22 protein-coding genes are annotated in these 25,247 nt (G+C 57.4%); 18 read left to right on the top strand and 4 right to left on the bottom strand.

Translation table 11 applies throughout. The features are described 5' to 3' along the window. Positions 1 to 57: 57 nt before the first annotated feature. A complete protein-coding gene (locus FA92_RS14040) occupies positions 58 to 342 on the bottom strand; it encodes a YciI family protein (RefSeq protein WP_013358874.1) in 285 nt (94 codons plus the stop codon). 9 nt (positions 343 to 351) lie between these two features. Next, a complete protein-coding gene (locus FA92_RS14035) occupies positions 352 to 1,365 on the bottom strand; it encodes an aminopeptidase (protein ID WP_033783967.1) in 1,014 nt (337 codons plus the stop codon). A 365-nt stretch (positions 1,366 to 1,730) separates the two neighbouring features. Here FA92_RS14035 and cysG point away from each other — a divergent pair, with 365 nt between their 5' ends. The 13 genes from cysG (at position 1,731) to rpoS (ending at position 13,092) form a co-directional block, all read left to right on the top strand. Then, on the top strand, positions 1,731 to 3,146 hold the full coding sequence (gene cysG, locus FA92_RS14030; RefSeq protein WP_033783966.1) for a siroheme synthase CysG: 1,416 nt from the start codon (positions 1,731 to 1,733) through the stop codon (positions 3,144 to 3,146). A gap of 9 nt (positions 3,147 to 3,155) precedes the next feature. Continuing rightward, entirely contained in the window at positions 3,156 to 4,064 is a 909-nt protein-coding gene (gene cysD / locus FA92_RS14025) for a sulfate adenylyltransferase subunit CysD (RefSeq protein WP_013358871.1), read from the top strand. Between the two features lie 11 nt (positions 4,065 to 4,075). Beyond that, a complete protein-coding gene (gene cysN, locus FA92_RS14020) occupies positions 4,076 to 5,503 on the top strand; it encodes a sulfate adenylyltransferase subunit CysN (protein WP_033783965.1) in 1,428 nt (475 codons plus the stop codon). Further along, positions 5,503 to 6,108 carry an adenylyl-sulfate kinase gene (cysC, locus tag FA92_RS14015; RefSeq protein ID WP_013358869.1) on the top strand — a complete coding sequence of 202 codons (606 nt, stop codon included), beginning with the start codon at positions 5,503 to 5,505 and terminating at the stop codon, positions 6,106 to 6,108. The genes cysN and cysC overlap by 1 nt, the downstream gene beginning before the upstream one ends. Before the next feature lie 52 nt (positions 6,109 to 6,160). Then, on the top strand, positions 6,161 to 6,481 hold the full coding sequence (locus FA92_RS14010) for a DUF3561 family protein (RefSeq protein ID WP_013358868.1): 321 nt from the start codon (positions 6,161 to 6,163) through the stop codon (positions 6,479 to 6,481). A gap of 168 nt (positions 6,482 to 6,649) precedes the next feature. Next, positions 6,650 to 6,967, top strand: coding sequence for a cell division protein FtsB (ftsB, locus tag FA92_RS14005; protein ID WP_013358867.1), 318 nt, complete (start codon positions 6,650 to 6,652; stop codon positions 6,965 to 6,967). A gap of 3 nt (positions 6,968 to 6,970) precedes the next feature. Then, on the top strand, positions 6,971 to 7,687 hold the full coding sequence (gene ispD, locus FA92_RS14000; RefSeq protein WP_033783964.1) for a 2-C-methyl-D-erythritol 4-phosphate cytidylyltransferase: 717 nt from the start codon (positions 6,971 to 6,973) through the stop codon (positions 7,685 to 7,687). Next, positions 7,687 to 8,169, top strand: a complete 483-nt coding sequence (ispF, locus tag FA92_RS13995; RefSeq protein WP_008927107.1) for a 2-C-methyl-D-erythritol 2,4-cyclodiphosphate synthase — start codon at positions 7,687 to 7,689, stop codon at positions 8,167 to 8,169. The genes ispD and ispF overlap by 1 nt, the downstream gene beginning before the upstream one ends. Beyond that, positions 8,166 to 9,206 carry a tRNA pseudouridine(13) synthase TruD gene (gene truD / locus FA92_RS13990; RefSeq protein ID WP_033783963.1) on the top strand — a complete coding sequence of 347 codons (1,041 nt, stop codon included), beginning with the start codon at positions 8,166 to 8,168 and terminating at the stop codon, positions 9,204 to 9,206. The genes ispF and truD overlap by 4 nt, the downstream gene beginning before the upstream one ends. Positions 9,207 to 9,397: 191 nt before the next feature. Continuing rightward, on the top strand, positions 9,398 to 10,159 hold the full coding sequence (gene surE / locus FA92_RS13985; protein WP_033783962.1) for a 5'/3'-nucleotidase SurE: 762 nt from the start codon (positions 9,398 to 9,400) through the stop codon (positions 10,157 to 10,159). Then, positions 10,153 to 10,779: a protein-L-isoaspartate(D-aspartate) O-methyltransferase gene (locus tag FA92_RS13980; protein ID WP_013358862.1), complete on the top strand. Its 627-nt coding sequence runs from the start codon at positions 10,153 to 10,155 to the stop codon at positions 10,777 to 10,779. Before surE ends, FA92_RS13980 begins: the two co-directional genes overlap by 7 nt. 162 nt (positions 10,780 to 10,941) lie before the next feature. Beyond that, positions 10,942 to 12,042: a murein hydrolase activator NlpD gene (nlpD, locus tag FA92_RS23345; protein WP_013358860.1), complete on the top strand. Its 1,101-nt coding sequence runs from the start codon at positions 10,942 to 10,944 to the stop codon at positions 12,040 to 12,042. A gap of 57 nt (positions 12,043 to 12,099) precedes the next feature. Further along, entirely contained in the window at positions 12,100 to 13,092 is a 993-nt protein-coding gene (gene rpoS / locus FA92_RS23340) for an RNA polymerase sigma factor RpoS (RefSeq protein WP_009086923.1), read from the top strand. A 133-nt stretch (positions 13,093 to 13,225) separates the two neighbouring features. Here the strand turns inward: rpoS and mutS are convergent, their stop codons facing one another. Together mutS and narL are read right to left on the bottom strand one after the other, a co-directional pair. Next, positions 13,226 to 15,787 (bottom strand): DNA mismatch repair protein MutS, encoded by a 2,562-nt coding sequence (mutS, locus tag FA92_RS13965; RefSeq protein WP_033783961.1) that lies wholly within the window; start codon positions 15,785 to 15,787, stop codon positions 13,226 to 13,228. A gap of 305 nt (positions 15,788 to 16,092) precedes the next feature. Further along, positions 16,093 to 16,740, bottom strand: coding sequence for a two-component system response regulator NarL (gene narL, locus FA92_RS13960; protein ID WP_081917160.1), 648 nt, complete (start codon positions 16,738 to 16,740; stop codon positions 16,093 to 16,095). A gap of 311 nt (positions 16,741 to 17,051) precedes the next feature. On the opposite strand from narL, the gene FA92_RS13955 reads away from it, so the two are divergent. From FA92_RS13955 to narI, 5 genes are all read left to right on the top strand, one after another. After that, on the top strand, positions 17,052 to 18,443 hold the full coding sequence (locus FA92_RS13955; RefSeq protein WP_033783959.1) for a NarK family nitrate/nitrite MFS transporter: 1,392 nt from the start codon (positions 17,052 to 17,054) through the stop codon (positions 18,441 to 18,443). 101 nt (positions 18,444 to 18,544) lie between these two features. Continuing rightward, complete coding sequence (locus FA92_RS13950) at positions 18,545 to 22,306, top strand: nitrate reductase subunit alpha (protein WP_033783958.1); 3,762 nt, start codon at positions 18,545 to 18,547, stop codon at positions 22,304 to 22,306. Beyond that, entirely contained in the window at positions 22,303 to 23,847 is a 1,545-nt protein-coding gene (gene narH / locus FA92_RS13945; RefSeq protein ID WP_033783957.1) for a nitrate reductase subunit beta, read from the top strand. Before FA92_RS13950 ends, narH begins: the two co-directional genes overlap by 4 nt. Then, positions 23,844 to 24,572 carry a nitrate reductase molybdenum cofactor assembly chaperone gene (gene narJ, locus FA92_RS13940; protein ID WP_033783956.1) on the top strand — a complete coding sequence of 243 codons (729 nt, stop codon included), beginning with the start codon at positions 23,844 to 23,846 and terminating at the stop codon, positions 24,570 to 24,572. Before narH ends, narJ begins: the two co-directional genes overlap by 4 nt. Continuing rightward, a complete protein-coding gene (gene narI / locus FA92_RS13935) occupies positions 24,569 to 25,246 on the top strand; it encodes a respiratory nitrate reductase subunit gamma (RefSeq protein ID WP_013358834.1) in 678 nt (225 codons plus the stop codon). Before narJ ends, narI begins: the two co-directional genes overlap by 4 nt. Position 25,247 lies beyond the last annotated feature (1 nt).

Genomic DNA, 25,247 nt, shown 5'->3' with positions numbered 1-25,247 from the left:
CGTTCTTCTCTCCCCCGCGAGGGGGAGAGAAGTGCTTCGCCAGAGTCAGTCAGGAAGCTAAACGCCTTTTAATCCGGCAAACGCCTCCGCTTCGCGCGTCACATTCACCTTCGTCACCTCATACTCCGCCACGGCAACAAATGGATCTTCCGCTAAGATCGCATCCAGCTTTTCACGTTCCATCTCTCTGACCAGCAACATGCCGCCCGTGCGTGGATCTTTACGTCCCGCGGCAATAAAAAAGCCCGCATCAAAATAGCGATCGAGCCAGTCGATATGGCCTGCCAGCAGCGCTTCAACCTCTTCTACCGGACGAACATAATTCAGAAAAACTACGTACATGTCAGATCCTCACACTTTAGGATTGGTCAGTTCGCTGATCAGCGGCAGCAGCACGCGGACGCTGTCGCGGGTTCGCAGGGCTATCTGGCCCGGCAGCCAGCGGTCGAGATAGCTCAGATTATCCAGGTCAGTCTGATGACGGGTCACGCCATCCGGAAAGTGGTGGCTGCGATGACGCTGTAATGCGCCATCTTTATTCCCCAGCGTCCAGTTGCTGGCAGTGACATCGAGCAGCGGAAAGCCCGCCCTGTCGAAGGCATTCAGACCGTTGAAGTCTTTGCGAGTCAGCTGATGACTGGCAGCGGGAATGCCCTGCTGACGAGCCAGTAACAGCGCGCGATCGCTGGTCTGCTTGCGCACCGCCCGGGGCGTATTCATGCCGCTGTTGAAATAGAGATGATCGCCGGTGATCAGGCTATTGAGATCGATGACCAGCAGCGTGTTCTTCTTTTCACGCGCGCTCATCCGCTCAACGTAATCATCCATGCCGTGCAGGTCGGTTTCTCCGGCGCTGAGCGCCACAAAGCGGATGCCGTAGTGCAGCGGTTTACGACTCAGCTGCTGCGCCAGCTCCAGCATCACGCCAAGACCCGACGCATTATCGTCGACGCCCTGCAGACGTAAGCCGCCCAGATTATGATGGACCTGGCTGCTGTTCTGCGGCGTCCAGGTATCCAGATGTGCCACGATCAGAATCTCCTGCGGCACGCTGCCTGCGCGCGCAGCAATCACCGAGGTGGCCGTGAGCTTATGCCAGCGCTGCGTGCCGTCATCTTCCTGCCACTTATAGCCGGTGTTGAACTGGCGGGTATCGGTTTTATACCCCAGCGCGGTAAATTGCTGTTGCAGATAGTCAGCGGCCATCAACTCAGCCGGACTACCACTCATGCGGCCAGGAAAATAAGTGGCGATGTGCCGGACCTGCTGTTCGGCAAACTGACCCGCTGGCGCGGCCAGGGCCAGCGGGGAAATGAGTGCGCTCAACAAAACTGTCGCGACCCTCAGGCGGAGGGAACAAAACATAGTGCATCCTTTTTTACATTATCCGGGAGCTAACAGGCATGCGGGCCAGGCCTGCTCATGCCGCGCGCATTATACCCCTTTTGTTCTGCGAGCTGGTTAGCGGAATCGGGCGCTACTGAGAGGGAAAGCACCTACGCATATTTATCGCTGGCACTTATCTGCTTTTGCGGGCGCAGGCGCTGACCGGAATGTGTGAGCCTGTTCACGAAAAAGCCATTAAATTTCATCTGTTAAGATCAAATTGTTCTGTGCTTTGCGTTGTCGTTATTCCATTCGGTAACTACTCATTCCAATTCGTAATTTCATCTGGATAAACTCAGCGACGTATAGTCGCGTTAATACAAAGTTAAATCATCAGGGTTAACGTGGACTATTTGCCTCTTTTTGCCGATCTCTCTGGCCGCCCGGTTCTGGTTGTCGGCGGTGGAGATATTGCGGCGCGAAAAATTGAACTGCTGCGTCGCGCGCGCGCGCGCGTTCAGATCGCCTCTCGTGAACTCTGCCCGGAACTGCAGGCACTGCTGGATAAGCAGGAGCTGGAGTGGGTGGCGACCGAATTTGATCCGTCCCAGCTGGATGGCGTTTTCCTGGTGATTGCTGCCACCGACGATAACCATCTCAACACCCAGGTTTTTGAAGCCGCTAACGCGCGGCATAAGCTGGTTAACGTGGTCGACGACCAGCCAAAATGCACCTTTATCTTCCCGTCGATTGTTGACCGCTCACCGCTGGTAGTGGCGATCTCCTCCAGCGGCACCGCGCCGGTGCTGGCACGCATGTTGCGCGAAAAAATCGAAACGCTGCTGCCTGCCAGTCTTGGTCAGATGGCGGAGGTAGCCGGACTCTGGCGCGATAAGGTCAAACAGCGCTTCAGCCGCATGTCCGATCGTCGGCGTTTCTGGGAGCGGGCCTTCGACGGTCTGTTCGCCAGTCAGATGTCAGCCGGTAACGTCGAAGAGGCGAAGCGCACGCTGGATCGTGAACTGCTGGAAGAGCCAACCCGTCAGGGCGAGATTTTTCTGGTCGGTGCCGGGCCGGGCGACAGCGGCCTGCTGACGCTGCGTGGCCTGCAGGTAATGCAGTTAGCCGATGTGGTGCTCTACGACCATCTGGTCAGCGAAGAGGTGCTGGACCTGGTACGTCGCGACGCCGATCGCATCTGCGTCGGTAAACGCGCCAGCGCGCATACGTTGCCACAGGAAGAGATTAATCAGTTGCTGGTTTCACAGGCGCTGAAAGGTAAGCGCGTTGTCCGCCTCAAGGGTGGCGATCCCTTTATCTTTGGCCGCGGCGGCGAAGAGCTGCAGGCGGCACAGCAGGCGGGCGTGCCGTTCCAGGTGGTGCCGGGCGTCACCGCGGCTGCTGGTGCGACGGCCTATGCCGGGATTCCGCTGACCCATCGCGATTACGCGCAGAGCGTGATGTTTATTACCGGTCACTGCCGTCCCGATGGCGATGATATCGACTGGCCATCGCTGGCGCGCGCGCGCCAGACGCTGGCGATCTACATGGGCACGGTTAAAGCGGCTGCTATCAGCGCGGCGCTGATTCAGCACGGTCGCGCGCCATCAACGCCAGTGGCGGTGATCAGTCGCGGCACCCGTCAGGATCAACAGGTGCTGACCGGCACCTTAGAACAACTTGAGGCGCTGGCCGCCTCGGCACCTACCCCGGCGCTGCTGGTGATCGGAGAGGTGGTTAATCTGCACGGGCAACTCGCCTGGTTTAAACATTCAGCACAGCAGGGGACTCGCGAGTCCGCCGTTGTCAATCTGGCTTGAGGGAAAATCATGGACCAAAAACGACTCACTCATCTGCGTCAGCTGGAGGCGGAGAGTATCCACATCATTCGCGAAGTGGCGGCGGAGTTCAGCAATCCGGTGATGATGTACTCTATCGGCAAAGACTCCTCGGTGATGCTGCATCTGGCGCGTAAAGCCTTTTATCCGGGCACGCTGCCGTTCCCGCTGCTGCATGTGGATACCGGCTGGAAATTCCGTGAAATGTACGCGTTCCGCGACCGCACCGTGAAAGCGATGGGCGCAGAGTTGCTGGTTCACCGCAACCCGGAAGGCGTGGCGATGGGGATTAACCCCTTTGTCCACGGCAGTGCCAAACACACTGACATCATGAAGACCGAAGGGCTGAAGCAGGCGCTGAACAAATATGGTTTCGATGCGGCCTTTGGCGGCGCACGTCGTGATGAAGAGAAGTCACGCGCCAAAGAGCGTATTTACTCCTTCCGTGACCGCTTCCACCGCTGGGATCCGAAAAACCAGCGTCCTGAGCTGTGGCACAACTACAACGGCCAGATCAACAAGGGCGAAAGCATCCGCGTCTTCCCGCTGTCGAACTGGACTGAACTGGATATCTGGCAGTACATCTTCCTGGAAAACATCGAGATCGTGCCGCTCTATCTCGCCGCGCCGCGTCCGGTGCTGGAGCGTGATGGCATGCTGATGATGATCGATGACGATCGCATTAACCTGCAGCCGGGTGAAGAGATCACCCAGCGGATGGTCCGTTTCCGTACGCTCGGCTGCTGGCCGCTGACCGGTGCGGTAGAGTCCGAAGCGCAGACGCTGCCGGAGATCATCGAAGAGATGCTGGTCTCCACCACCAGCGAGCGTCAGGGCCGCATGATCGATCGCGATCAGTCCGGTTCGATGGAACTGAAAAAACGCCAGGGTTATTTCTAAGGAGACGCCAGATGAATACCGTAATTGCACAACAGATTGCCGACCAGGGCGGCGTTGAAGCCTGGCTGACCGCTCAACAGCATAAGAGCTTGCTGCGTTTTCTGACCTGCGGCAGCGTTGATGACGGAAAAAGTACCCTGATTGGTCGTCTGCTGCACGACACCCGTCAGATCTATGAAGATCAGCTTTCATCACTGCACAACGACAGCAAACGTCACGGCACCCAGGGCGAGAAGCTCGATCTGGCGCTGCTGGTGGATGGCCTGCAGGCGGAACGTGAGCAGGGCATTACTATTGATGTGGCCTACCGCTACTTCTCGACCGAAAAGCGTAAATTCATTATTGCGGATACGCCGGGACATGAGCAGTACACCCGCAACATGGCGACCGGCGCGTCAACCTGCGATCTGGCGATCCTGCTGATCGATGCGCGTAAGGGCGTCCTGGATCAGACCCGCCGTCACAGCTTTATCTCGACGCTGCTGGGCATCAAGCACCTGGTGGTGGCGATCAACAAGATGGATCTGGTGGAGTACGAGCAGACACGCTTCGAGCAGATCAAACAGGATTACCTCGACTTTGCTGCCCAGTTGCCGGAAGACCTTGATATCCGCTTTGTGCCGATGTCAGCGCTGGAAGGGGATAACGTCGCCTCTGCCAGCCAGACTATGCCGTGGTACAGCGGCCCGACCCTGCTGGATGTGCTGGAAACCGTGGAGCTGAAGCGCGTTGTCGATCATCAGCCGATGCGTTTCCCGGTGCAGTATGTCAACCGCCCGAACCTGGATTTCCGTGGCTATGCCGGTACCCTGGCGTCAGGCAGCGTGCAGGTCGGCCAGCGCGTAAAAGTGCTGCCGTCTGGCGTGGAGTCGACGATTGCCCGCATTGTCACCTTTGATGGCGATCTGCAGGAAGCGGGTGCAGGTGAAGCGATCACCCTGGTGCTGCAGGATGAGATTGATATCAGCCGTGGCGATTTGCTGGTCGATGCCAGCGAAGCGCTGTCGGCGGTGCAGTCTGCCAGTGTTGATGTGGTCTGGATGGCGGAACAGCCGCTGCAGGCCGGTCAGAGCTATGATCTGAAAATCGCCGGTAAGAAAACCCGTGGTCGCGTTGAGAAGGTGCTGCATCAGGTTGAGATCAACTCGCTGGAGACACGTCAGGTCGATTCGCTGCCGCTGAACGGCATTGGTCGCATTGAGATCACCTTTGACGAACCGATGGTGCTCGACAGCTATCAGCAGAATCCGGTAACCGGCGGCATGATCTTTATCGATCGCCTGAGCAACGTCACCGTGGGTGCCGGTATGATCCATCAGCCAAATCATGATGCGCCGGTTAACAGTGGTGAATTCAGCGCGTTTGAGCTGGAACTGAATGCGCTGGTGCGTCGTCACTTCCCACACTGGAACGCGCGCGACCTGCTGGGCGGTCAATAATGGCGCAGCACGATGACAACGTGGTGTGGCATGACCATCCGGTAACACGCGCTTCTCGCGAGCAGCAGCACGGCCATCAGGGCGTGGTGCTGTGGTTCACCGGGCTTTCGGGCTCGGGGAAATCCACCGTCGCAGGTGCGCTGGAGCAGGCGCTGCACCGCATCGGTGTCAGCACCTATCTGCTGGATGGTGACAATGTGCGCCACGGCCTCTGTCGTGACCTCGGCTTCAGCGATGATGACCGCAAGGAAAACATCCGCCGGGTCGGTGAAGTGGCGAAACTGATGGTGGATGCCGGACTCGTGGTGCTCACCGCCTTTATTTCGCCGCATCGCGCCGAGCGTCAGATGGTGCGCGACCTGCTGGAGCCAGGGCAGTTTATCGAGGTGTTTGTCGATACGCCGTTAGCCGTGTGTGAAGCGCGCGATCCGAAAGGGTTATATCGTAAAGCGCGCGCCGGTGAGCTGCGTAATTTCACCGGCATCGACAGCGTCTATGAGGCGCCAGACAGCCCGGAAATCCAGCTGGATGGCGAACAATTGGTTACAAAACTGGCCGCCCAATTGTTAGACCTGCTGCGCGACCGCGATATCATCAGATCCTGAAGAGACAGCGGCAGATCGTCTGATCTGCCGCCCTCGCGCCAACAGGATGCCTATGCAGAATATTACCCCAATGCTCGCCCGTAAAGATGACTCCGCCCCGGATGAGCCACGCTCACTGCTGCCGGGCGGCGTTATCGGTTTTCTTGCTTACGGGTGTGCGCTGGCGATCCCTTTCCTGCTGTTCGGTTCTAACACGCTGTTTTTCTTTCTCTATACCTGGCCATTCTTTCTGGCGCTGTTGCCGGTCGCCGTGGTTACGGGTATTGCACTGAATACGCTGCTGAGCGGACAGTGGCTCTGGGCCGCGCTCGCCACTGTGATTATGGTGGTCACGCTCTTCTGGTTAATGTTCTCCTTTCTCTCCGGCTGGTAGCCATCACTGCGCCCGTGCTGATGTGCAAACGCATCGGCAGGTTACAAATCTTTTCCCGCCAGAATCGGGACTCATTACGCATACGCGCAGCAAAGCATGCCATTTTCGCCGCTGGTGTGGAGTCCTGTGCAAAGTTATGGGATGATTGGGCCGTTTTTAGGGGGCGGGATGGGAAAACTGACGTTACTGTTATTGGTGCTGCTAGGCTGGCTGCAATATTCATTGTGGCTGGGGAAAAATGGCATCCATGACTATACGCGTGTCAATGATGATGTCGCGGTGCAACAGGCAAACAATGCCAAACTGAAATCGCGAAACGATCAGCTGTTTGCCGAAATTGACGACCTCAATGGTGGCTCGGAAGCGATCGAGGAGCGTGCACGCAATGAACTGGGCATGATTAAGCCTGGTGAGACTTTCTATCGTCTGGTGCCTGACCAGAACAAACGCAACGCGCAACAAGCAGCGCAAAACCAACAACGATAAAACATGAACACTCTGGCCTCCCTTGCGGATGTGATTGCCGTGGTGCCCGCTGCCGGGATTGGCAGCCGCATGCAGGCAACCTGTCCGAAGCAGTATCTGACAATTGGTCAGCACACCCTTCTGGAACACAGCATTGCACGTCTGTTTTCCCATCCCGCCATCAGACAGGTGATTGTTGCCCTCAGCCCCGATGACGAGCACTTTGCTTCCCTGCCGCTGGCGCGCGATCCGCGTGTGCTCAGGGTGACAGGCGGAGAAACCCGTGCCGAATCGGTGCTGGCCGGACTGCAGGCCGCACAGGGTTCCGCCTGGGTGCTGGTGCATGACGCTGCGCGTCCCTGTCTGCATCCCGACGATCTCCAGCAACTGCTCAACGTGCGCGAACAGAGCCACGTAGGCGGAATTCTGGCTGCGCCCGTGCGTGACACCATGAAGCGGGGCGAGCCGGGCAAAGCGGCAGTGGCCCATACCGTAGAACGTGACGATCTCTGGCACGCCTTAACGCCGCAATTTTTCCCTCATGCGCTGCTTACCGCCTGCCTGACGCGGGCGCTGACAGAAGGCGCGACCATCACCGATGAAGCCTCGGCGCTGGAGTATTGCGGCTACCATCCGCTGTTAGTCAGCGGACGCAGTGATAACATCAAAGTCACCCGGCCAGAAGATCTGGCGCTGGCGGCTTTTTATCTGAGTCAGATTCAATTAAAGGAGAGCGCATGATGCGTATCGGTCACGGTTTTGACGTTCACGCCTTTGGCGGAGAAGGTCCGTTAGTGATTGGCGGTGTGCGGATCCCGTTTGAACACGGTTTTATCGCCCATTCGGATGGCGATGTGGCGCTGCATGCGCTGACTGACGCGCTGCTGGGCGCAGTAGCGATGGGCGATATCGGCAAGCTGTTTCCCGACACCGATCCGGCCTTTAAAGGGGCGGACAGCCGCGGCCTGCTGCGTGAGGCCTGGCGTCGTATCGAAGCCAAAGGCTATCGTATCGGTAATGTCGACGTCACGATTATTGCTCAGGCACCGAAAATGCTGCCGCACGTGCCACAGATGCGTATCAACATTGCAGAAGACTTAGGCTGCCACATGGATGCAGTCAACGTCAAAGCGACCACCACCGAGAAGCTCGGCTTTACCGGACGCGGCGAAGGCATCGCCTGTGAAGCGGTCGCGTTAGTCCTGAAAGCTGACAGCCAATGACGCTGAATTACCTGCACGGCACGCCCGTCGCTTCTGGCGTGATCAAAGCCAACCCGGAAGATTTCGTGGTGGTGGAAGACCTCGGATATGGCGCGGATGGGGAAGGTGAGCATCTGCTGGTGCGCATCCGTAAAGTCGGGGCCAATACCCGCTTTGTGGCGGAGGCGCTGGCTAAGTATCTTGGTATTCATCAGCGCGACATGAGCTATGCCGGAATGAAAGACCGCCATGCGGTCACGGAGCAGACCCTCTGTTTCCGTCTGCCAGGTAATGCGATGCCCGATCTGCGTGGTTTTTCGCTTGAGGGCGTCGATATTTTGCAGGTGGTGCGTCACAAGCGTAAGCTGCGCATCGGCGCACTGGCGGGGAATGCGTTCCGGCTGGTTATCCGCCAGATCAGCGACCGCGATGCGGTTGAAACACGTCTGGTGCAGGTTCGCGATGCGGGCGCGCCCAACTATTTTGGTGAACAGCGTTTTGGGCGCGGCGGCAATAACCTGGTGATGGCGGAGAAGTGGGCGCGCAATGAGATTATTATTCGCGACCGCAACAAACGCAGCCTGATGCTCTCTGCCGCACGCAGTGCGCTGTTTAATCAGGTGACCAGCGCGCGTCTGCAACAGCAGGGCAGCCTGACGCAGGTACTCAATGGCGATGCTTTGCAGCTGACTGGCCGTGGCAGCTGGTTTGTCGCCCAGCCTGATGAACTGGCAGAGTCACAGCGCCGGGTTGAACAGCATGAGCTGCGCATTACCGCGCCGCTGCCGGGACGCGGCCAGCCTGGCCCGCAGGCTGACGCGCTGGCCTTTGAACAGCAGGCGCTGGCGGATGAGTCGCTGCTGCTGGGATTGATCGAACGTGAGAAGGTCGATGCTGCCCGCCGCGCTATGCTGGTGGTGCCGCGCGATATGCAGTGGGGCTGGTGGGATGACGTCACGCTGGAACTGTCGTTCTGGCTGCCTGCGGGCAGCTTTGCCACCAGCGTGGTCCGGGAGCTGCTGACTCAAACGGATTCGCCCGATCAGCCTGATGAGTAATCTTCGCTGCAACATGACCCGACTTGTGGGTAATGTTGCGGCAAACCCCCACCGTCGTGTGATTTACGCCTACCACTTCCTTGCGTGCCTCGCTAGAATGCAAAAATCGCTGTCCATTCATCACCTGTTGCCATGCCGTTCAAACAGGTCCAGTCACGGCGACCAGTCGAATAAAAAAAGGTCAGAACGAAATGCGGATATTGCTCAGCAACGATGACGGCATTCATGCGCCAGGCATTCAGACTCTGGCAAACGCTCTGCGGCAGATTGCTGACGTGCAGGTTGTTGCTCCCGATCGTAACCGAAGCGGTGCCTCTAACTCCTTAACGCTGGAAACACCCCTGCGTACTTTCACCCTTGAAAACGGCGATATCGCGGTTCAGATGGGTACCCCGACCGATTGCGTCTATCTGGGGGTGAATGCGCTGATGCAGCCGCGTCCCGATATTGTCGTGTCAGGCATCAACGCCGGCCCCAATCTGGGCGATGATGTCATCTACTCCGGCACGGTGGCGGCGGCGATGGAAGGGCGGCATCTTGGTTTACCGGCGATAGCGGTTTCACTTAACGGCCATCAGCACTATGCCACCGCGGCAGCGGTGACCTGCGCGATCCTCAGGGCGCTGACGCATGAACCGCTGCGCACCGGCCGCATTCTCAACATCAATGTCCCCGATCTGCCGCTGACCGAACTCAAAGGCATCCGCGTGACGCGTTGTGGCAGTCGCCATCCGGCGGATCAGGTGATTGCGCAGCAGGATCCGCGTGGCAATACCCTCTACTGGATTGGCCCGCCGGGCGAAAAACTGGATGCGGGCCCGGATACGGACTTTGCCGCCGTGGATCAGGGTTACGTTTCTGTCACCGCACTGCATGTCGATTTAACGGCACACAGCGCGCAGAACGTGCTTAGTGACTGGCTGGCTAAAGCTGAGGTGAACCTGGCATGGTGAATCGGCGTATTGAGACACTGCTGTCACAACTGCGTCAGCAGGGTATTGATGATGAAAACCTGCTGAAAGCCATCAGCGAGGTGCCGCGCGAACGGTTTATCGACGAGGCGTTTGAGCATAAAGCCTGGGACAATGTGGCCTTGCCTATCGGCTCCGGTCAGACGATTTCACAGCCTTATATGGTCGCGCGGATGACCGCGTTGCTGGGGCTGAATCCGCATTCGCGTGTACTGGAGATTGGTACGGGTTCCGGGTATCAGACAGCGATTCTTGCCCATCTGGTCGACCATGTCTATTCAGTGGAACGCATCAAAGGGCTGCAATGGCAGGCCAAACGCCGTCTGAAACAGCTGGATCTGCATAATGTATCAACCCGCCATGGCGATGGCTGGCAGGGCTGGCCATCTCGCGGTCCGTTCGATGCCATCATTGTTACCGCCGCTCCACCGGAAATTCCGATTGCGCTGATAGCACAACTGGCAGAAGGCGGCATTATGGTGCTGCCGGTTGGCGAAGATCAGCAGGTACTGAAGCGCCTGCGCCGTCAGGGCGAAGAGGTCACGGAAGAGATCATTGAACCGGTGCGTTTTGTTCCGCTCGTACAGGGCGATCTCGCCTGACGCTCTTCGTATTTCTTCACAACTGTTTCATGGCACCACCTGGTTGATATTGTTACTATCCAGTTCATTCAACGAAAACACAGATTTTATCGCGCCGCGCAGAGCATTCTGCTGGCGGGTACAGTGAAACAGATAGATCAGCGTTGCCATCACGGGGGATTAATGAGCACGGGAAGCACACTTTTTCAGTTACGCCGTCTGGCGGCACTTTCACTGGTAGGATTCTGGCTGGCAGGCTGCAGCTCTGGCGACAACTCACAGGCACCGATCAGCCGCGTTGGCGATGATGGCGGCATGATGAACAGCCAGGCTGGCGCAGGCCCGGTTTCGGGTGGTGTGCCTGCCGCGCCGTCTCAGGGACAAATGTTAAGCAGAAATTCAGCATCCGTCCCCAGCAATGGCGGAATGGTTAGTACCAACAGTAATGTTGAGACGCAGAACGGCCGGATCGTGTACAACCGCAGTTACCAGAATATTCCTAAGGGTAGCTACTCCGGTGAAACGTATACCGTTAAGCGCGGAGACACCTTGTTTTATATTGCCTGGATTACCGGCAATGATTTTCGTGATTTAGCCCAGCGCAACAACGTTGCTGCGCCATACAGCCTGAATGTGGGTCAGACTTTACAGATTGGTAACGGGTCGGGTCAGCCGATTACCGGTGGCAATCCCATTACCGTTGCTGATGCAACGCAGGGCGGCGTTCCGGCGGCGCCACAAATTAAATCGCCTGCTGTTGCACAGCAACCTGTTATTACGTATTCTGATGATTCAGGTAATTCGGGTGGCAGCAAATTGTTGCCTTCGAAAGGAGCAAATGTTGCAACGACAACAGCTCCGGTGGTTACCGCACCCCCAACGGTTAGCAGTACTACCAACAGTTCAACGCCGGTCGGAAGCTGGCGCTGGCCGACTGACGGGAAGATTATCGATAACTTCTCTGCCGCCGAAGGTGGCAATAAAGGTATCGATATCGCCGGGACGCGCGGACAATCTGTGGTTGCCACTGCTTCAGGACGAGTGGTTTACGCAGGTAACGCACTCCGGGGTTACGGTAATTTAATCATCATTAAACACAACGATGATTACCTGAGCGCCTACGCCCACAACGATACAATGCTGGTTCGGGAACAACAGGAAGTTAAGGCGGGGCAAAAAATCGCTACCATGGGTAGCACCGGAACCAGTTCAGTCAGATTACACTTTGAAATTCGTTACAAGGGGAAATCCGTAAACCCGTTGCGTTATTTACCGCAGCGATAATCCGGCAGAACAAACCCTTTTTATGTTCTGCCCTGGAATCACGGGTAGGAGCCGCTTATGAGCCAGAATACGCTGAAAGTAAACGAGTTACATGAGAACGCGGAATTCGATGAGAACGGAGCTGAAATTTTTGACGAGAAGGCCCTTGTTGAAAATGAAGCCAGTGATAGCGACGTAGCGGAAGAAGAGTTGCTATCACAGGGTGCGACGCAGCGTGTATTAGATGCGACGCAGCTCTATCTTGGGGAGATTGGCTATTCTCCGTTGTTAACGGCAGAGGAAGAAGTTTTCTTCGCTCGCCGTGCATTGCGGGGTGATATCCCTTCCCGTCGTCGCATGATCGAAAGTAACTTACGCCTGGTGGTGAAAATCGCCCGTCGTTACAGCAATCGTGGTTTAGCACTGCTGGACCTGATTGAAGAAGGTAACCTCGGCCTGATTCGCGCCGTAGAGAAATTTGACCCGGAGCGTGGGTTCCGTTTCTCGACGTACGCCACCTGGTGGATTCGTCAGACTATTGAACGGGCGATCATGAATCAAACCCGTACCATTCGTCTGCCGATTCACATTGTTAAAGAACTGAATGTTTATCTGCGTACCGCGCGTGAACTTTCCCACAAGCTTGACCATGAGCCAAGTGCGGAAGAGATCGCCGAGCAGCTTGATAAACCGGTTGATGACGTAAGCCGTATGTTACGTCTCAACGAACGCATTACCTCAGTTGATACGCCATTAGGCGGTGATTCTGAAAAAGCGCTGCTGGATATTCTGGCCGATGAGAAAGATAACGGCCCGGAAGACACCACGCAGGACGATGATATGAAACAAAGCATCGTCAAGTGGCTGTTCGAACTGAACGCCAAGCAGCGTGAAGTGCTGGCGCGTCGTTTCGGCCTGTTGGGCTATGAAGCGGCAACGCTTGAGGATGTGGGTCGTGAAATCGGCTTAACCCGTGAGCGTGTACGTCAGATTCAGGTTGAAGGTTTGCGCCGTCTGCGCGAAATCCTGCAGGCGCAGGGTCTCAACATTGAAGCACTGTTTCGTGAATAATCGTCTGTAAGATGGTCTGAGTTCGAATGCAAAAAGCGGTGGTGAAAACCACCGTTTTTTTTATGCCTGCAGAAAAGTGATTTACAAAGAAATGCCAGTGCCGCACCGTGCTTTTACACGATACGGCGTGCTATCACACCAGCGATTTAAGCCGATAAATCCAGTCAAGTGCCTGACGCGGTGTCAACGTATCCGGATCCAGCGCCTCAAGCGCCTCCACCGCTGGTGAGGTCTCTTCAACCAGCAGCGGCAGCTGAGAACCATCTACCGTTGATGATGCCGAGTGGTTTGAAACGGTCTCCAGCTCTTTCAGCTTGTTCCGCGCCCGCTTGATCACCTCTTTAGGCACGCCGGCCAGCGCGGCGACGGCCAGACCATAACTCTTGCTTGCAGCCCCTTCCTGAACGCTGTGCATAAAGGCGATGGTGTCGCCATGCTCAACCGCATCCAGATGAACGTTGACCACGCCTTCCATTTTTTCCGGCAATGTTGTCAGCTCGAAGTAGTGAGTGGCAAACAGTGTCATTGCCTTGATGCGGTTCGCCAGGTTTTCAGCACAGGCCCAGGCCAGCGATAAACCGTCGTAGGTCGAGGTGCCGCGTCCAATCTCATCCATCAGCACCAGACTGTTTTCAGTGGCGTTGTGGAGGATGTTAGCGGTCTCGGTCATCTCCACCATAAAGGTCGAGCGCCCGGAGGCGAGATCGTCAGCTGCACCGACGCGGGTAAAGATGCGATCCAGCGGGCCAATCAGCGTCTCATCAGCAGGAACAAAACTGCCGATCCATGCCATCAGTGCAATCAGTGCCGCCTGTCGCATATAGGTACTTTTACCGCCCATGTTGGGACCGGTAATGATCAGCATTCTGCGCTGTGGTGCCAGTGATAGCGGGTTAGCAATAAACGGCTCTTTCAGAACCTGCTCAACCACCGGATGGCGACCGCCGCTGATTTTAATTCCGGCTTTATCCTGCAGCACCGGACGGCAATAGTTCAGGGTCCAGGCACGTTCGGCCAGGTTGCTCAATACGTCCAGTTCGGCCAGCGCGGCGGCACTCAGCTGCAGCGCTTCAAGGTGCGGCAGCAGCTGATCGAACAGCGCCTCATACAGGCTTTTCTCCAGCGACAGCGCTTTGCCCTTCGAGGTGAGGACTTTGTCTTCGTACTCTTTCAGTTCCGGGATGATGTAGCGTTCAGCATTTTTCAGCGTCTGACGACGGACATAGTGCATCGGCACCTGATGGCTCTGGCCACGGCTGACCTGGATGTAATAGCCATGCACACCGTTAAAGCCGACCTTCAGCGTATCCAGTCCCAGCTTCTCGCGTTCGCGGATCTCCAGCCGGTCCAGATAGTCGGTTGCGCCATCGGCCAGCGCGCGCCACTCATCCAGCTCTGCATTGTAGCCGGGCGCGATCACGCCGCCGTCACGAATCAGCACCGGCGGTGACTCAATCACCGCCTGCTCCAGCAGCTCGCGTAGTGCGGTGAATTCGCCCATCTGCGTGCGCAGCTTTTGTAGCTGTGGCGCTTTTACGTCGGCCAGCAGCTGGTTCAGTTCTGGCAGTTGCTGAAACGCATGGCGCATGCGGGCCAGATCGCGCGGACGGGCGGTGCGCAGTGCGAGTCGCGCCAGGATACGTTCCAGATCGCCAACCTGACGCAGCACCGGTTGCAGGACTTCGCTGAGATTCTGCAGCTCAGCAATCGACTCCTGACGCTGGTTAATGATGCGCACATCGCGCAGCGGCATATGCAGCCAGCGCTTCAGCATCCGGCTGCCCATTGGCGTGACGGTTTTATCCAGCACGGCCGCTAAGGTATTGTCGGTGCCGCCTGCCAGGTTCTGGGTGATCTCCAGATTACGGCGGGTGGCGGCATCCATGATGATGCTGTCCTGCTGCCGCTCCATGCTCAGCGAGCGGATATGGGGCAGCGTGGTGCGCTGGGTATCTTTGACATATTGCAGCAGGCAGCCCGCCGCGCTCAGCCCGAGGTGCGCGTTCTCCACGCCGAAGCCATTGAGGTCGCGGGTGCCAAACTGCAGGTTCAGCTGCTGGCGCGCGGTATCGATCTCAAACTCCCACAGCGGACGACGGCGCAGGCCACGACGCTGATCGATCAGCGACATTGCCTGAAAATCCTCGGGATAGAGCAGCTCGGCGGGGTTGGTGCGCTGCAGCTCTGCCGCCATGGTTTCAGCATCCGCCGGTTCGCTTAAGCGAAAACGGCCTGAGCTGATATCCAGCGTGGCGTAGCCAAAACCGCGCGGACTTTGCACAATCGCCGCCAGCAGATTGTCATGCCGCTCCTGCAACAGCGCCTCATCACTGATGGTGCCGGGTGTTACGATGCGCACCACTTTGCGCTCCACCGGGCCTTTGCTCAGCGCCGGATCGCCTATCTGCTCACAGATGGCAACCGATTCGCCCAGCTGCACCAGCTTAGCCAGATAGCCTTCAACCGCATGATAGGGCACACCCGCCATCGGGATCGGTTCGCCCGCGGACGCCCCGCGTTTGGTAAGTGAAATCTCCAGCAGCTGCGAGGCGCGTTTGGCGTCGTCATAAAACAGCTCGTAGAAGTCACCCATCCGGTAAAACAGCAGAATATCAGGATGCTCCGCCTTGAGGCGCAGGTACTGCTGCATCATGGGCGTATGGGAAGGAAAGTCCTTTTCGGTTGGCTCTTGCATAAGGTTTTAACTCATCTTTAATGCGGTAAATTTCTGGCGGTCAACGCCCATGAAACCGAAAGGGATTCCAGGCACGCAGGATAACCAGATGATAACGAATAGGGCAGGGCATATGCCAGCCTGATAAACGTCCTGATCCTGACCGGGTGTAACCTGACAGGCATCCTGGCAAATGTGGCGACGGCTGGCGACAGAAAAGTGGCGTTTTTCATTACTCTGGCGCGGTGCTGCGAGGCGGCTCGCGATTTCTGCGTCAGTTTACGGTGTGCGGAGCGGCACCAGAGCGCACAGCAGAAGAAAAATGCTCAGTGCAGCCCGTTCTGCAGCGCCCAGACGGCGGCTTCAAGGCGGGACTTGAGGTTCATTTTTTTCAGCAGATATTTGACGTGAACCTTAACCGTGCTTTCACTGATGTCCAGTTTGCGGGCAATGGCTTTATTGGTCATTCCATCGCTGATCAGTTGCAGGATGTCGCGTTCACGTCGGGTTAGTTGGCTGATATCGCGCGTCTGTGCAGGCTGCGATTCGCGCAACCGCGCAACCAGAATCGGGGTTAACGCTTCGCTAAGTACGATCTGCCCGGCGGCCGCCTGATGCAGCGCTTTCAGCAAGGCTTCCGGTTCCATATCTTTCAGCAGATAACCATCCGCGCCGCGCTTCAGTGCGCTGACCACATCCTCTTCATTATCGGAAACGCTGAACACCACCACGCGGCCAGAAAGGGCGATTTCGCGCAGCTGGGTCAGGGTATCCAGCCCGTTCAGACCCGGCATATTAAGATCCAGCAGGATCAGGTCGGGATCGTGCTGTTGTGCCAGCGCCAGACCATCAATGCCGTTACCCGCTTCGGCCACCACCTGCAGTCGTTCATCCAGCGCAATCAGCTGTTTCAGCCCGTTGCGCAGCATGGGGTGGTCATCGATTAATAAGAGCGTAAATTTCTCTGCCGTCACAATCTTTCCTGTCCTGTACGCCAGCCCTGTGCGGGCGAAGGTGCCTATCTTACCGGTGAAGCGGGGTCGCTATATACCCCCAAAGGACTACTCCTTTATTTCCATTCAGATGCCCTTTTGCTGAAGGGGTTCGCAGCAGTAATTAAACCGCATGATTTATAAGGATTATCTGCATTCAGTTAACTACTTAACCGGGATGATCAGAGATTGCCACGCCTTTGTAACCTGCATTGCCGTTGATTTGTATCAAGCAAGCCGCCAGGCCGGATGCGCAGGATATGCACAATTATTATTCTGCTGATGAGAGATTTATGACCCAATCTGCCCCACTGCAAACCCCGACGCGCGGCGCATTAATCCAGGACTGGCAACCGGAAAACGAGGCGTTCTGGCAGACGCGCGGCAAGCGTATCGCCAGCCGTAATCTGTGGATTTCTGTTTTTTGCCTGCTGCTGGGCTTCTGCGTCTGGATGCTGTTCAGCACCGTCGCGGTTAACCTGAATAAAGTCGGCTTTAACTTCACTACGGAGCAGCTCTTTTTGCTGACCGCGCTGCCGTCGGTGTCCGGCGCGCTGCTGCGTGTGCCTTACTCTTTTGTGATCCCCATCTTTGGTGGCCGCCGCTGGACCGCCTTCAGCACCGGTATCCTGATCATTCCCTGCCTGTGGCTCGGCTTTGCGGTACAGGACAGCCAGACCTCATTCGCGACATTTATGGTGATCTCCCTGCTGTGCGGATTTGGTGGCGCTAACTTCGCGTCAAGCATGGGCAACATCAGCTTCTTCTTTCCCAAAGCCCGCCAGGGCGGCGCGCTGGGCATCAACGGCGGCCTCGGTAATCTTGGCGTGAGCGTCATGCAGTTTGTCGCGCCGCTGGCGATCTCCTGCGCCATCTTTGGTTTTGCTGATGTGGGCCATACCACCGTCACCGGCGACAGCCTCTGGCTGGAAAATGCGGCCTGGATCTGGGTGCCGTTCCTGGCAATCGGCACGCTGGCAGCCTGGTTCGGCATGAACGATCTCGCGGCGGCGAAATCCTCGCTGCGTGAGCAGTTGCCGGTGCTGAAACGTCCACACCTGTGGGTCATGGCGCTGCTCTATCTGGCGACCTTTGGTTCCTTTATTGGTTTCTCTGCCGGTTTTGCCATGCTGACGAAGACGCAATTTCCTGATGTCGTGATTATGCATTACGCCTTTTTCGGTCCGTTGATTGGCGCGCTGGCCCGTTCAGCAGGCGGCATCATATCTGACCGCCTCGGCGGAACCCGCGTCACACTGGTCAACTACATCCTGATGGCGCTGTTTGCCGCGCTGCTGTTTCTCACGCTGCCGGGGGACGGACATGATGGCTCGTTTATCGCCTTCTTCGCGGTGTTTATGGGCCTGTTTCTGACTGCCGGTCTGGGCAGTGGCTCCACCTACCAGATGATTGCGGTGATCTTCCGCAAGCTGACGCTGGAACGTATTAAAGCTGAAGGTGGCGACGATGCGCATGCGCAGCGTGAAGCGGCGACAGAAACCTCGGCTGCGCTGGGCTTTATCTCCGCTATTGGCGCACTGGGCGGCTTCTTTATTCCACAGACCTTTGGCCTGTCGCTCGCCATGACCGGTTCACCCGCTGGCGCGATGAAAATCTTCCTGGTCTTTTATCTCTGCTGCATCGCCGTGACCTGGCTGGTTTACGGACGAAAAGCCCGCGCCTGATAACGACAAAGCCGGTGTGGCGCACCGGCACCATTTTACTTTCTGTGTCGCGACAGATGCAGAGTCAGCAATGTCATACCAGGCCTTCAGGAGTATTCCGGATGAGCAAGTTTCTTGATCGATTTCGTTATTTCAAACAGCTGGCTGAGCCTTTTTCCGGCCAGCATGGGCAGACCTTAAACAGCAACCGCGACTGGGAAGATGGCTACCGCAGCCGCTGGCAGCACGATAAAGTTGTGCGCTCTACCCACGGTGTTAACTGTACCGGCTCCTGCAGCTGGAAAATCTACGTCAAAAATGGACTGGTCACCTGGGAGACCCAGCAGACCGACTATCCACGTACCCGTCCCGATCTGCCCAACCATGAGCCGCGCGGCTGCCCACGCGGAGCCAGCTACTCCTGGTATCTCTACAGCGCTAACCGCCTGAAGTATCCGCTGATGCGTAAGAAGCTGATCCAGCTGTGGCGCGACGCGAAAGCGCAGCACAGCGATCCGGTAGAGGCCTGGGCATCCATCATCAGCAATCCAGAGAAAGCGAAAAGCTATAAGCAGGCGCGCGGACGCGGTGGCTTTGTGCGTTCCAGCTGGCAGGAAGTGAACGAGATGATCGCTGCTGCGAACATCTGCACCGCGAAGACCTACGGCCCTGACCGTATTATGGGATTCTCGCCGATTCCGGCGATGTCGATGGTCTCCTACGCTGCGGGCGCACGTTACCTGTCACTGATCGGCGGAACCTGCCTGAGCTTCTATGACTGGTATTGCGATCTGCCGCCAGCGTCACCGATGACCTGGGGCGAGCAGACCGACGTGCCGGAATCGGCCGACTGGTACAACTCCTCATACATTATTGCCTGGGGCTCGAACGTGCCGCAGACCCGTACCCCGGATGCGCACTTCTTCACGGAGGTCCGCTATAAAGGGACAAAAACCGTGGCCATTACCCCGGACTATGCCGAAGTCGCGAAGCTGTGTGACCAGTGGCTGAGTCCGAAGCAGGGCACCGACAGCGCGATGGCGCTGGCGATGGGCCATGTGATGCTGAAAGAGTTCCATCTTGATCGCGAAGTCGGCTATTTCCGCGACTACGTGCGCCGCTACACCGATATGCCGATGCTGGTCATGCTGGAGCCACGCGAGGGCGGTTACTACGCCGCAGGCCGTCAGCTGCGTGCCAGCGATCTGGTGGATGGTCTGGGTCAGGAGAATAATCCGGAGTGGAAAACCGTGGCGCTGGATCAGGCGACCGGTGAATTGATTGCCCCGCAGGGCTCTATCGGCTTCCGCTGGGGTGAAAAAGGCAAATGGAACCTGGAGCAGCGCGACGGCCTGTCGCAAAAAGAAGTGGAGCTGCAGCTCAGCCTGCTCGGCAGCCACGATGAGGTGGTTGAGGTCGGTTTCCCTTACTTTGGCGGCATCACCCACGAGCATTTTAACAGCGTCGCGCTGGATGAGATTCTGCTGCACAAGCTGCCGGTGAAACGCCTGCAGCTGGCGGATGGCAGTGAAGCGCTGGTTACCAGCGTCTACGATCTGACGCTGGCGAACTATGGTCTGGCTCGTGGTCTGGATGATGCCAACTGCGCGCAAAGCTATGACGAGATTAAAGCCTACAGCCCGGCCTGGGCAGAGCAGATTACGGGCGTTTCCCGTCAGAACATCATCCGCATTGCCCGCGAATTTGCCGAAAACGCTGAAAAAACCCGTGGCCGCTCAATGATCATCGTCGGTGCCGGTATGAACCACTGGTATCACATGGACATGAACTACCGTGGCCTGATGAACATGCTGATTTTCTGCGGCTGCGTCGGTCAGAGCGGCGGGGGCTGGGCGCACTATGTCGGTCAGGAGAAACTTCGTCCGCAGACCGGCTGGACACCGCTGGCCTTTGGCCTGGACTGGCAGCGTCCGCCACGTCAGATGAACAGCACCTCTTTCTTCTACAACCACTCCAGTCAGTGGCGCTATGAAACCCTGGCCACCAGCGAACTGCTGTCACCGCTGGCGGACAAAAGCCGCTACAGCGGCAGCCTGATCGACCTTAACGTCCGTTCCGAACGCATGGGCTGGTTACCTTCCGCGCCGCAGCTCAACGTCAACCCGCTGCATATCGCGGCGAAGGCGAAAGCCGCCGGCCAGTCACCGCTGGATTACACCGTGGAGAGCCTGAAGCAGGGCACTATCCGGTTTGCCGCTGAACAGCCGGACAACCCGCAGAACTTCCCGCGCAACCTGTTTGTCTGGCGTTCCAACCTGCTCGGCTCCTCAGGCAAAGGGCATGAGTACATGCTGAAATATCTGCTGGGCACCGAAAACGGTATTCAGGGGAAAGATTTAGGTCAGCAGGGTCGCGTGAAACCCGAAGAAGTGGAATGGCTGGATCAGGGTGCCGAAGGCAAGCTGGATCTGGTGGTCACACTCGACTTCCGCATGTCGAGCACCTGTCTCTACTCTGACGTCGTGCTGCCAACCGCCACCTGGTATGAAAAAGACGATATGAATACCTCGGATATGCATCCGTTTATTCATCCGCTTTCGGCCGCTGTCGATCCGGCCTGGGATTCAAAAAGCGACTGGGAGATCTACAAAGGCATTGCCAAAGCCTTCTCCGATCTCTGCCCTGGCCATTTAGGTGTTGAAACGGATGTGGTGACGCTGCCGGTGTTGCATGACTCACCTGCCGAACTGGCGCAGCCGTTTGAAGCCAAAGACTGGAAAAAAGGCGAGTGCGACCTGATTCCGGGCAAAACCGCGCCACACATCATGGTGGTGGAACGCGACTATCCGGCGACCTGGGAACGCTTTACCTCGCTGGGGCCGTTGCTGGATACCCTGGGTAACGGCGGCAAAGGGATCAGCTGGAACACCAGCAAAGAGGTCGATTTCCTCAAACAGCTTAACTATGTCAAAGCGGATGGCCCGGCAGCGGGACGGCCAAATATTGACACGGCGATTGATGCAGCCGAAGTGATCCTGGCGCTCGCTCCGGAAACCAATGGTCAGGTGGCGGTGAAAGCCTGGCAGGCGCTGGGCGCGATTACCGGTCGTGACCACACGCATCTGGCGCTGAACAAAGAAGATGAGAAGATCCGCTTCCGCGATATCCAGGCGCAGCCGCGCAAAATTATCTCCAGCCCGACCTGGTCAGGTCTGGAAGATGAACATGTCTCCTACAACGCCTGCTACACCAACGTTCATGAGCTGATCCCGTGGCGAACCCTGAGCGGCCGTCAGCAGCTCTATCAGGACCATGAGTGGATGCGCGCCTTTGGCGAGAGCCTGATGGTCTACCGTCCGCCAATTGATACTCGTGCGGCGAAGCCGTTGCTGAACAGCAAACCCAACGGTAATCCGGAGAAGGCGCTGAACTTCCTGACGCCACATCAGAAGTGGGGCATTCACTCTACCTACAGTGACAACCTGCTGATGCTGACGCTGTCGCGTGGCGGACCGATTGTCTGGATGAGTGAAGATGACGCCCGCGAACTGGGCATCGTGGATAACGACTGGATCGAGGCGTTTAACGCCAACGGTGCGCTGACTGCGCGTGCGGTGGTGAGCCAGCGTATCCCGGCCGGTATGACCATGATGTACCACGCTCAGGAACGCATCGTGAATATTCCCGGCTCGGAAATCACCAGCCAGCGCGGCGGCATCCATAACTCCGTGACGCGAACCTGTCCGAAACCGACCCATATGATCGGCGGTTATGCCCAGCTCTCCTGGGGCTTTAACTACTACGGCACCGTCGGCTCTAACCGCGATGAGTTCGTGGTGGTGAGAAAAATGAACAACGTTAACTGGTTAGATGGGGAAGGCAACGATGCCTGCCAGGGCAGCCAGCAGGAGGTAAAACCATGAAAATTCGTTCACAGGTCGGCATGGTGCTGAACCTCGACAAATGTATCGGCTGCCACACCTGTTCGGTGACCTGTAAAAACGTCTGGACCAGCCGCGAGGGCATGGAATACGCCTGGTTCAACAACGTCGAAAGCAAGCCTGGCGTCGGCTATCCGCACGCCTGGGAAGATCAGCAGAAGTGGAAGGGTGGCTGGATCCGTAAGATTAACGGCAAGCTGGAGCCGCGTATGGGCAGTCGCGTCGGCCTGCTGTCGAAGATCTTCGCCAACCCGGATGTGCCTGCGCTGGATGATTACTACGAGCCATTCGATTTCGATTATCAGCATCTGCACAACGCGCCTGCCGGTAAACATCAGCCGATTGCGCGTCCGCGCTCGCTGATCACCGGTCAGCGGATGAAAAAGATCGAAAACGGCCCGAACTGGGAAGAGATCCTCGGCGGCGAGTTTGCTAAACGCTCACAGGATAAGAACTTCGACAACGTCCAGAAGGAGATTTACGGCCAGTTTGAGCACACCTTCATGATGTACCTGCCACGCCTGTGTGAGCACTGCCTCAACCCGGCGTGCGTGGCGACCTGTCCGAGCGGCGCGATCTACAAGCGCGGTGAAGATGGCATCGTGCTGATCGACCAGGATAAATGTCGCGGCTGGCGGATGTGTCTCACCGGCTGTCCGTACAAGAAGATCTACTTCAACTGGAAAAGCGGCAAGTCAGAAAAATGCATTTTCTGTTATCCACGCATCGAAGCGGGCCAGCCCACCGTCTGCTCGGAAACCTGTGTCGGCCGTATCCGTTATCTTGGCGTGCTGCTCTATGACGCGGATCGCATTGAACAGGCGGCCGCAGCGGAAAGCGAGAAAGATCTCTATCAGCGCCAGCTGGATATCTTCCTTGATCCCCACGATCCTGCCGTGATCGCCCAGGCACTGAAAGATGGCGTCGCGCAGAGCGTGATCGACGCCGCGCAACGTTCACCGGTTTATAAAATGGCGATGGAGTGGAAGCTGGCGCTGCCGCTTCACCCTGAATACCGCACGCTGCCGATGGTCTGGTATGTGCCGCCACTGTCACCGATTCAGTCGGCGGTAGATGGCGGGGCGCTGGCGCACACCGGCGTGCTGCCGGATGTGGAAAGCCTGCGCATTCCGGTTGAGTACCTGGCGAACCTGCTGACCGCGGGCGACACCGCGCCGGTGCTGCTGGCACTGAAACGTATGCTGGCGATGCGCCATTACAAGCGCGCAGAAAGCGTGGAGGGTGAGCATGATATCCGGGCGCTGGAGCAGGTCGGTCTGACCGAAGCACAGGCGCAGGAGATGTACCGCTATCTGGCGATCGCCAACTATGAAGATCGCTTTGTGGTGCCTTCAAGTCATCGTGAACTGGCGCGTGAAGCCTTCCCGGAAAGCAAAGGCTGTGGCTTCAGCTTTGGCGATGGCTGCCACGGCAGCGACAGCAAATTTAACCTGTTCAACAGCCGCCGAATTGATGCCATCGACGTCAGCAGGAAGACCACGCGTCCGGAGGATGCCTCATGATCACGCTGCGTATTGTGTCGCGCCTGCTGGACTATCCGGACGAGGCGCTGTTTACCCACTATCCCGATCTGATCGCGGCTCTGGAAGAGGCCAGCGAATTCAACCTGCAGCAGAGCGCACGGCTGGTGCGCTTTATTAATCAGCTCTGCACCCGGCCCTTGCTGGACGTACAGGCTGACTACTGTGAACTGTTTGATCGCGGCCGCGCCACCTCGCTGCTGCTGTTTGAACATGTGCACGGAGAGTCCCGCGATCGCGGTCAGGCGATGGTTGATCTGCTGGAACAGTACCGGGCCGACGGTCTCGAGCTGGACAGCAAAGAGCTGCCCGATTATCTGCCGCTCTACCTGGAATATCTCGCCTGTAAAAGCAATGAGGCGGCGCGTCAGGGGCTGGACGACATCGTGCCGATCCTGGCGTTGCTGGCCGCGCGGCTGGAAGCGCGTCAGAGCTCTTATGCTGACCTGTTCACGGTGTTACTGACGCTGTCCGGCAGCGCGGTCGATCCTGCGGCCCTCAAGCCACAGGTGGCACAGGAAGCGCGCGACGATACCCCAGCCGCGCTCGATGCGGTCTGGGAAGAGGAGCAGATTAAATTTCTCGGCGAACAGGGCTGCGCCTCGGCGCAGCAGGCGATGCATCAGCGTCGCTTCGCCGATGCGGTCGCGCCGCAGTATCTGGATATCGCCGCGGCGGCGGCGCGCACCACAGGAGAATCAGCATGAATTTTATTAACACTTTCTTCTTCGATATTTACCCTTACCTGGCCGGAACGGTTTTTCTGGTCGGGAGCTGGCTGCGCTATGACTACGGGCAGTACAGCTGGCGGGCCGGTTCCAGTCAGATGCTGGACAAAAAAGGAATGCGGCTTGCCTCTAACCTGTTCCACATCGGCATCATCGGGATCTTCTTCGGTCATATCGTCGGGATGCTCACCCCGCACTGGATGTATGAATCGTTCCTGCCGATCGACGTGAAGCAGAAGCTGGCGATGATTGCCGGTGGCCTGTTTGGTGCGATGACGCTGGCGGGCGGCGCGCTGCTGCTGAAACGCCGTCTGACCAATCCTCGGGTGCGGGCGACGAGCAGCGTCGGCGACATTTTGATCCTGACGCTGCTGGTGGCTCAGGCCACGCTGGGTCTGCTGACTATTCCTTTCTCCGCCCAGCATATGGACGGCAGTGAAATGATGAAGCTGGTGGGCTGGGCGCAGGCGGTGGTGACCTTCCACGGTGGTGCATCGCAGCATCTTGAGGGCGTCGCGTTTATCTATCGCATGCATATGGTACTGGGCATGACGCTGTTCCTGCTGTTCCCGTTCTGCCGTCTGGTGCATATCTGGAGTGCGCCGGTTGAGTATCTGACCCGCCGTTATCAGCTGGTGAGAAACCGCCGCTAAA

The sequence above is a fragment of the Pantoea sp. 9140 genome, from assembly GCF_000745295.1.
Classification (GTDB): domain Bacteria; phylum Pseudomonadota; class Gammaproteobacteria; order Enterobacterales; family Enterobacteriaceae; genus Pantoea; species Pantoea vagans.
The sequence above is the reverse complement of the archived record's forward strand: the minus strand, read 5'-3'. Positions and strand labels throughout refer to the sequence as shown.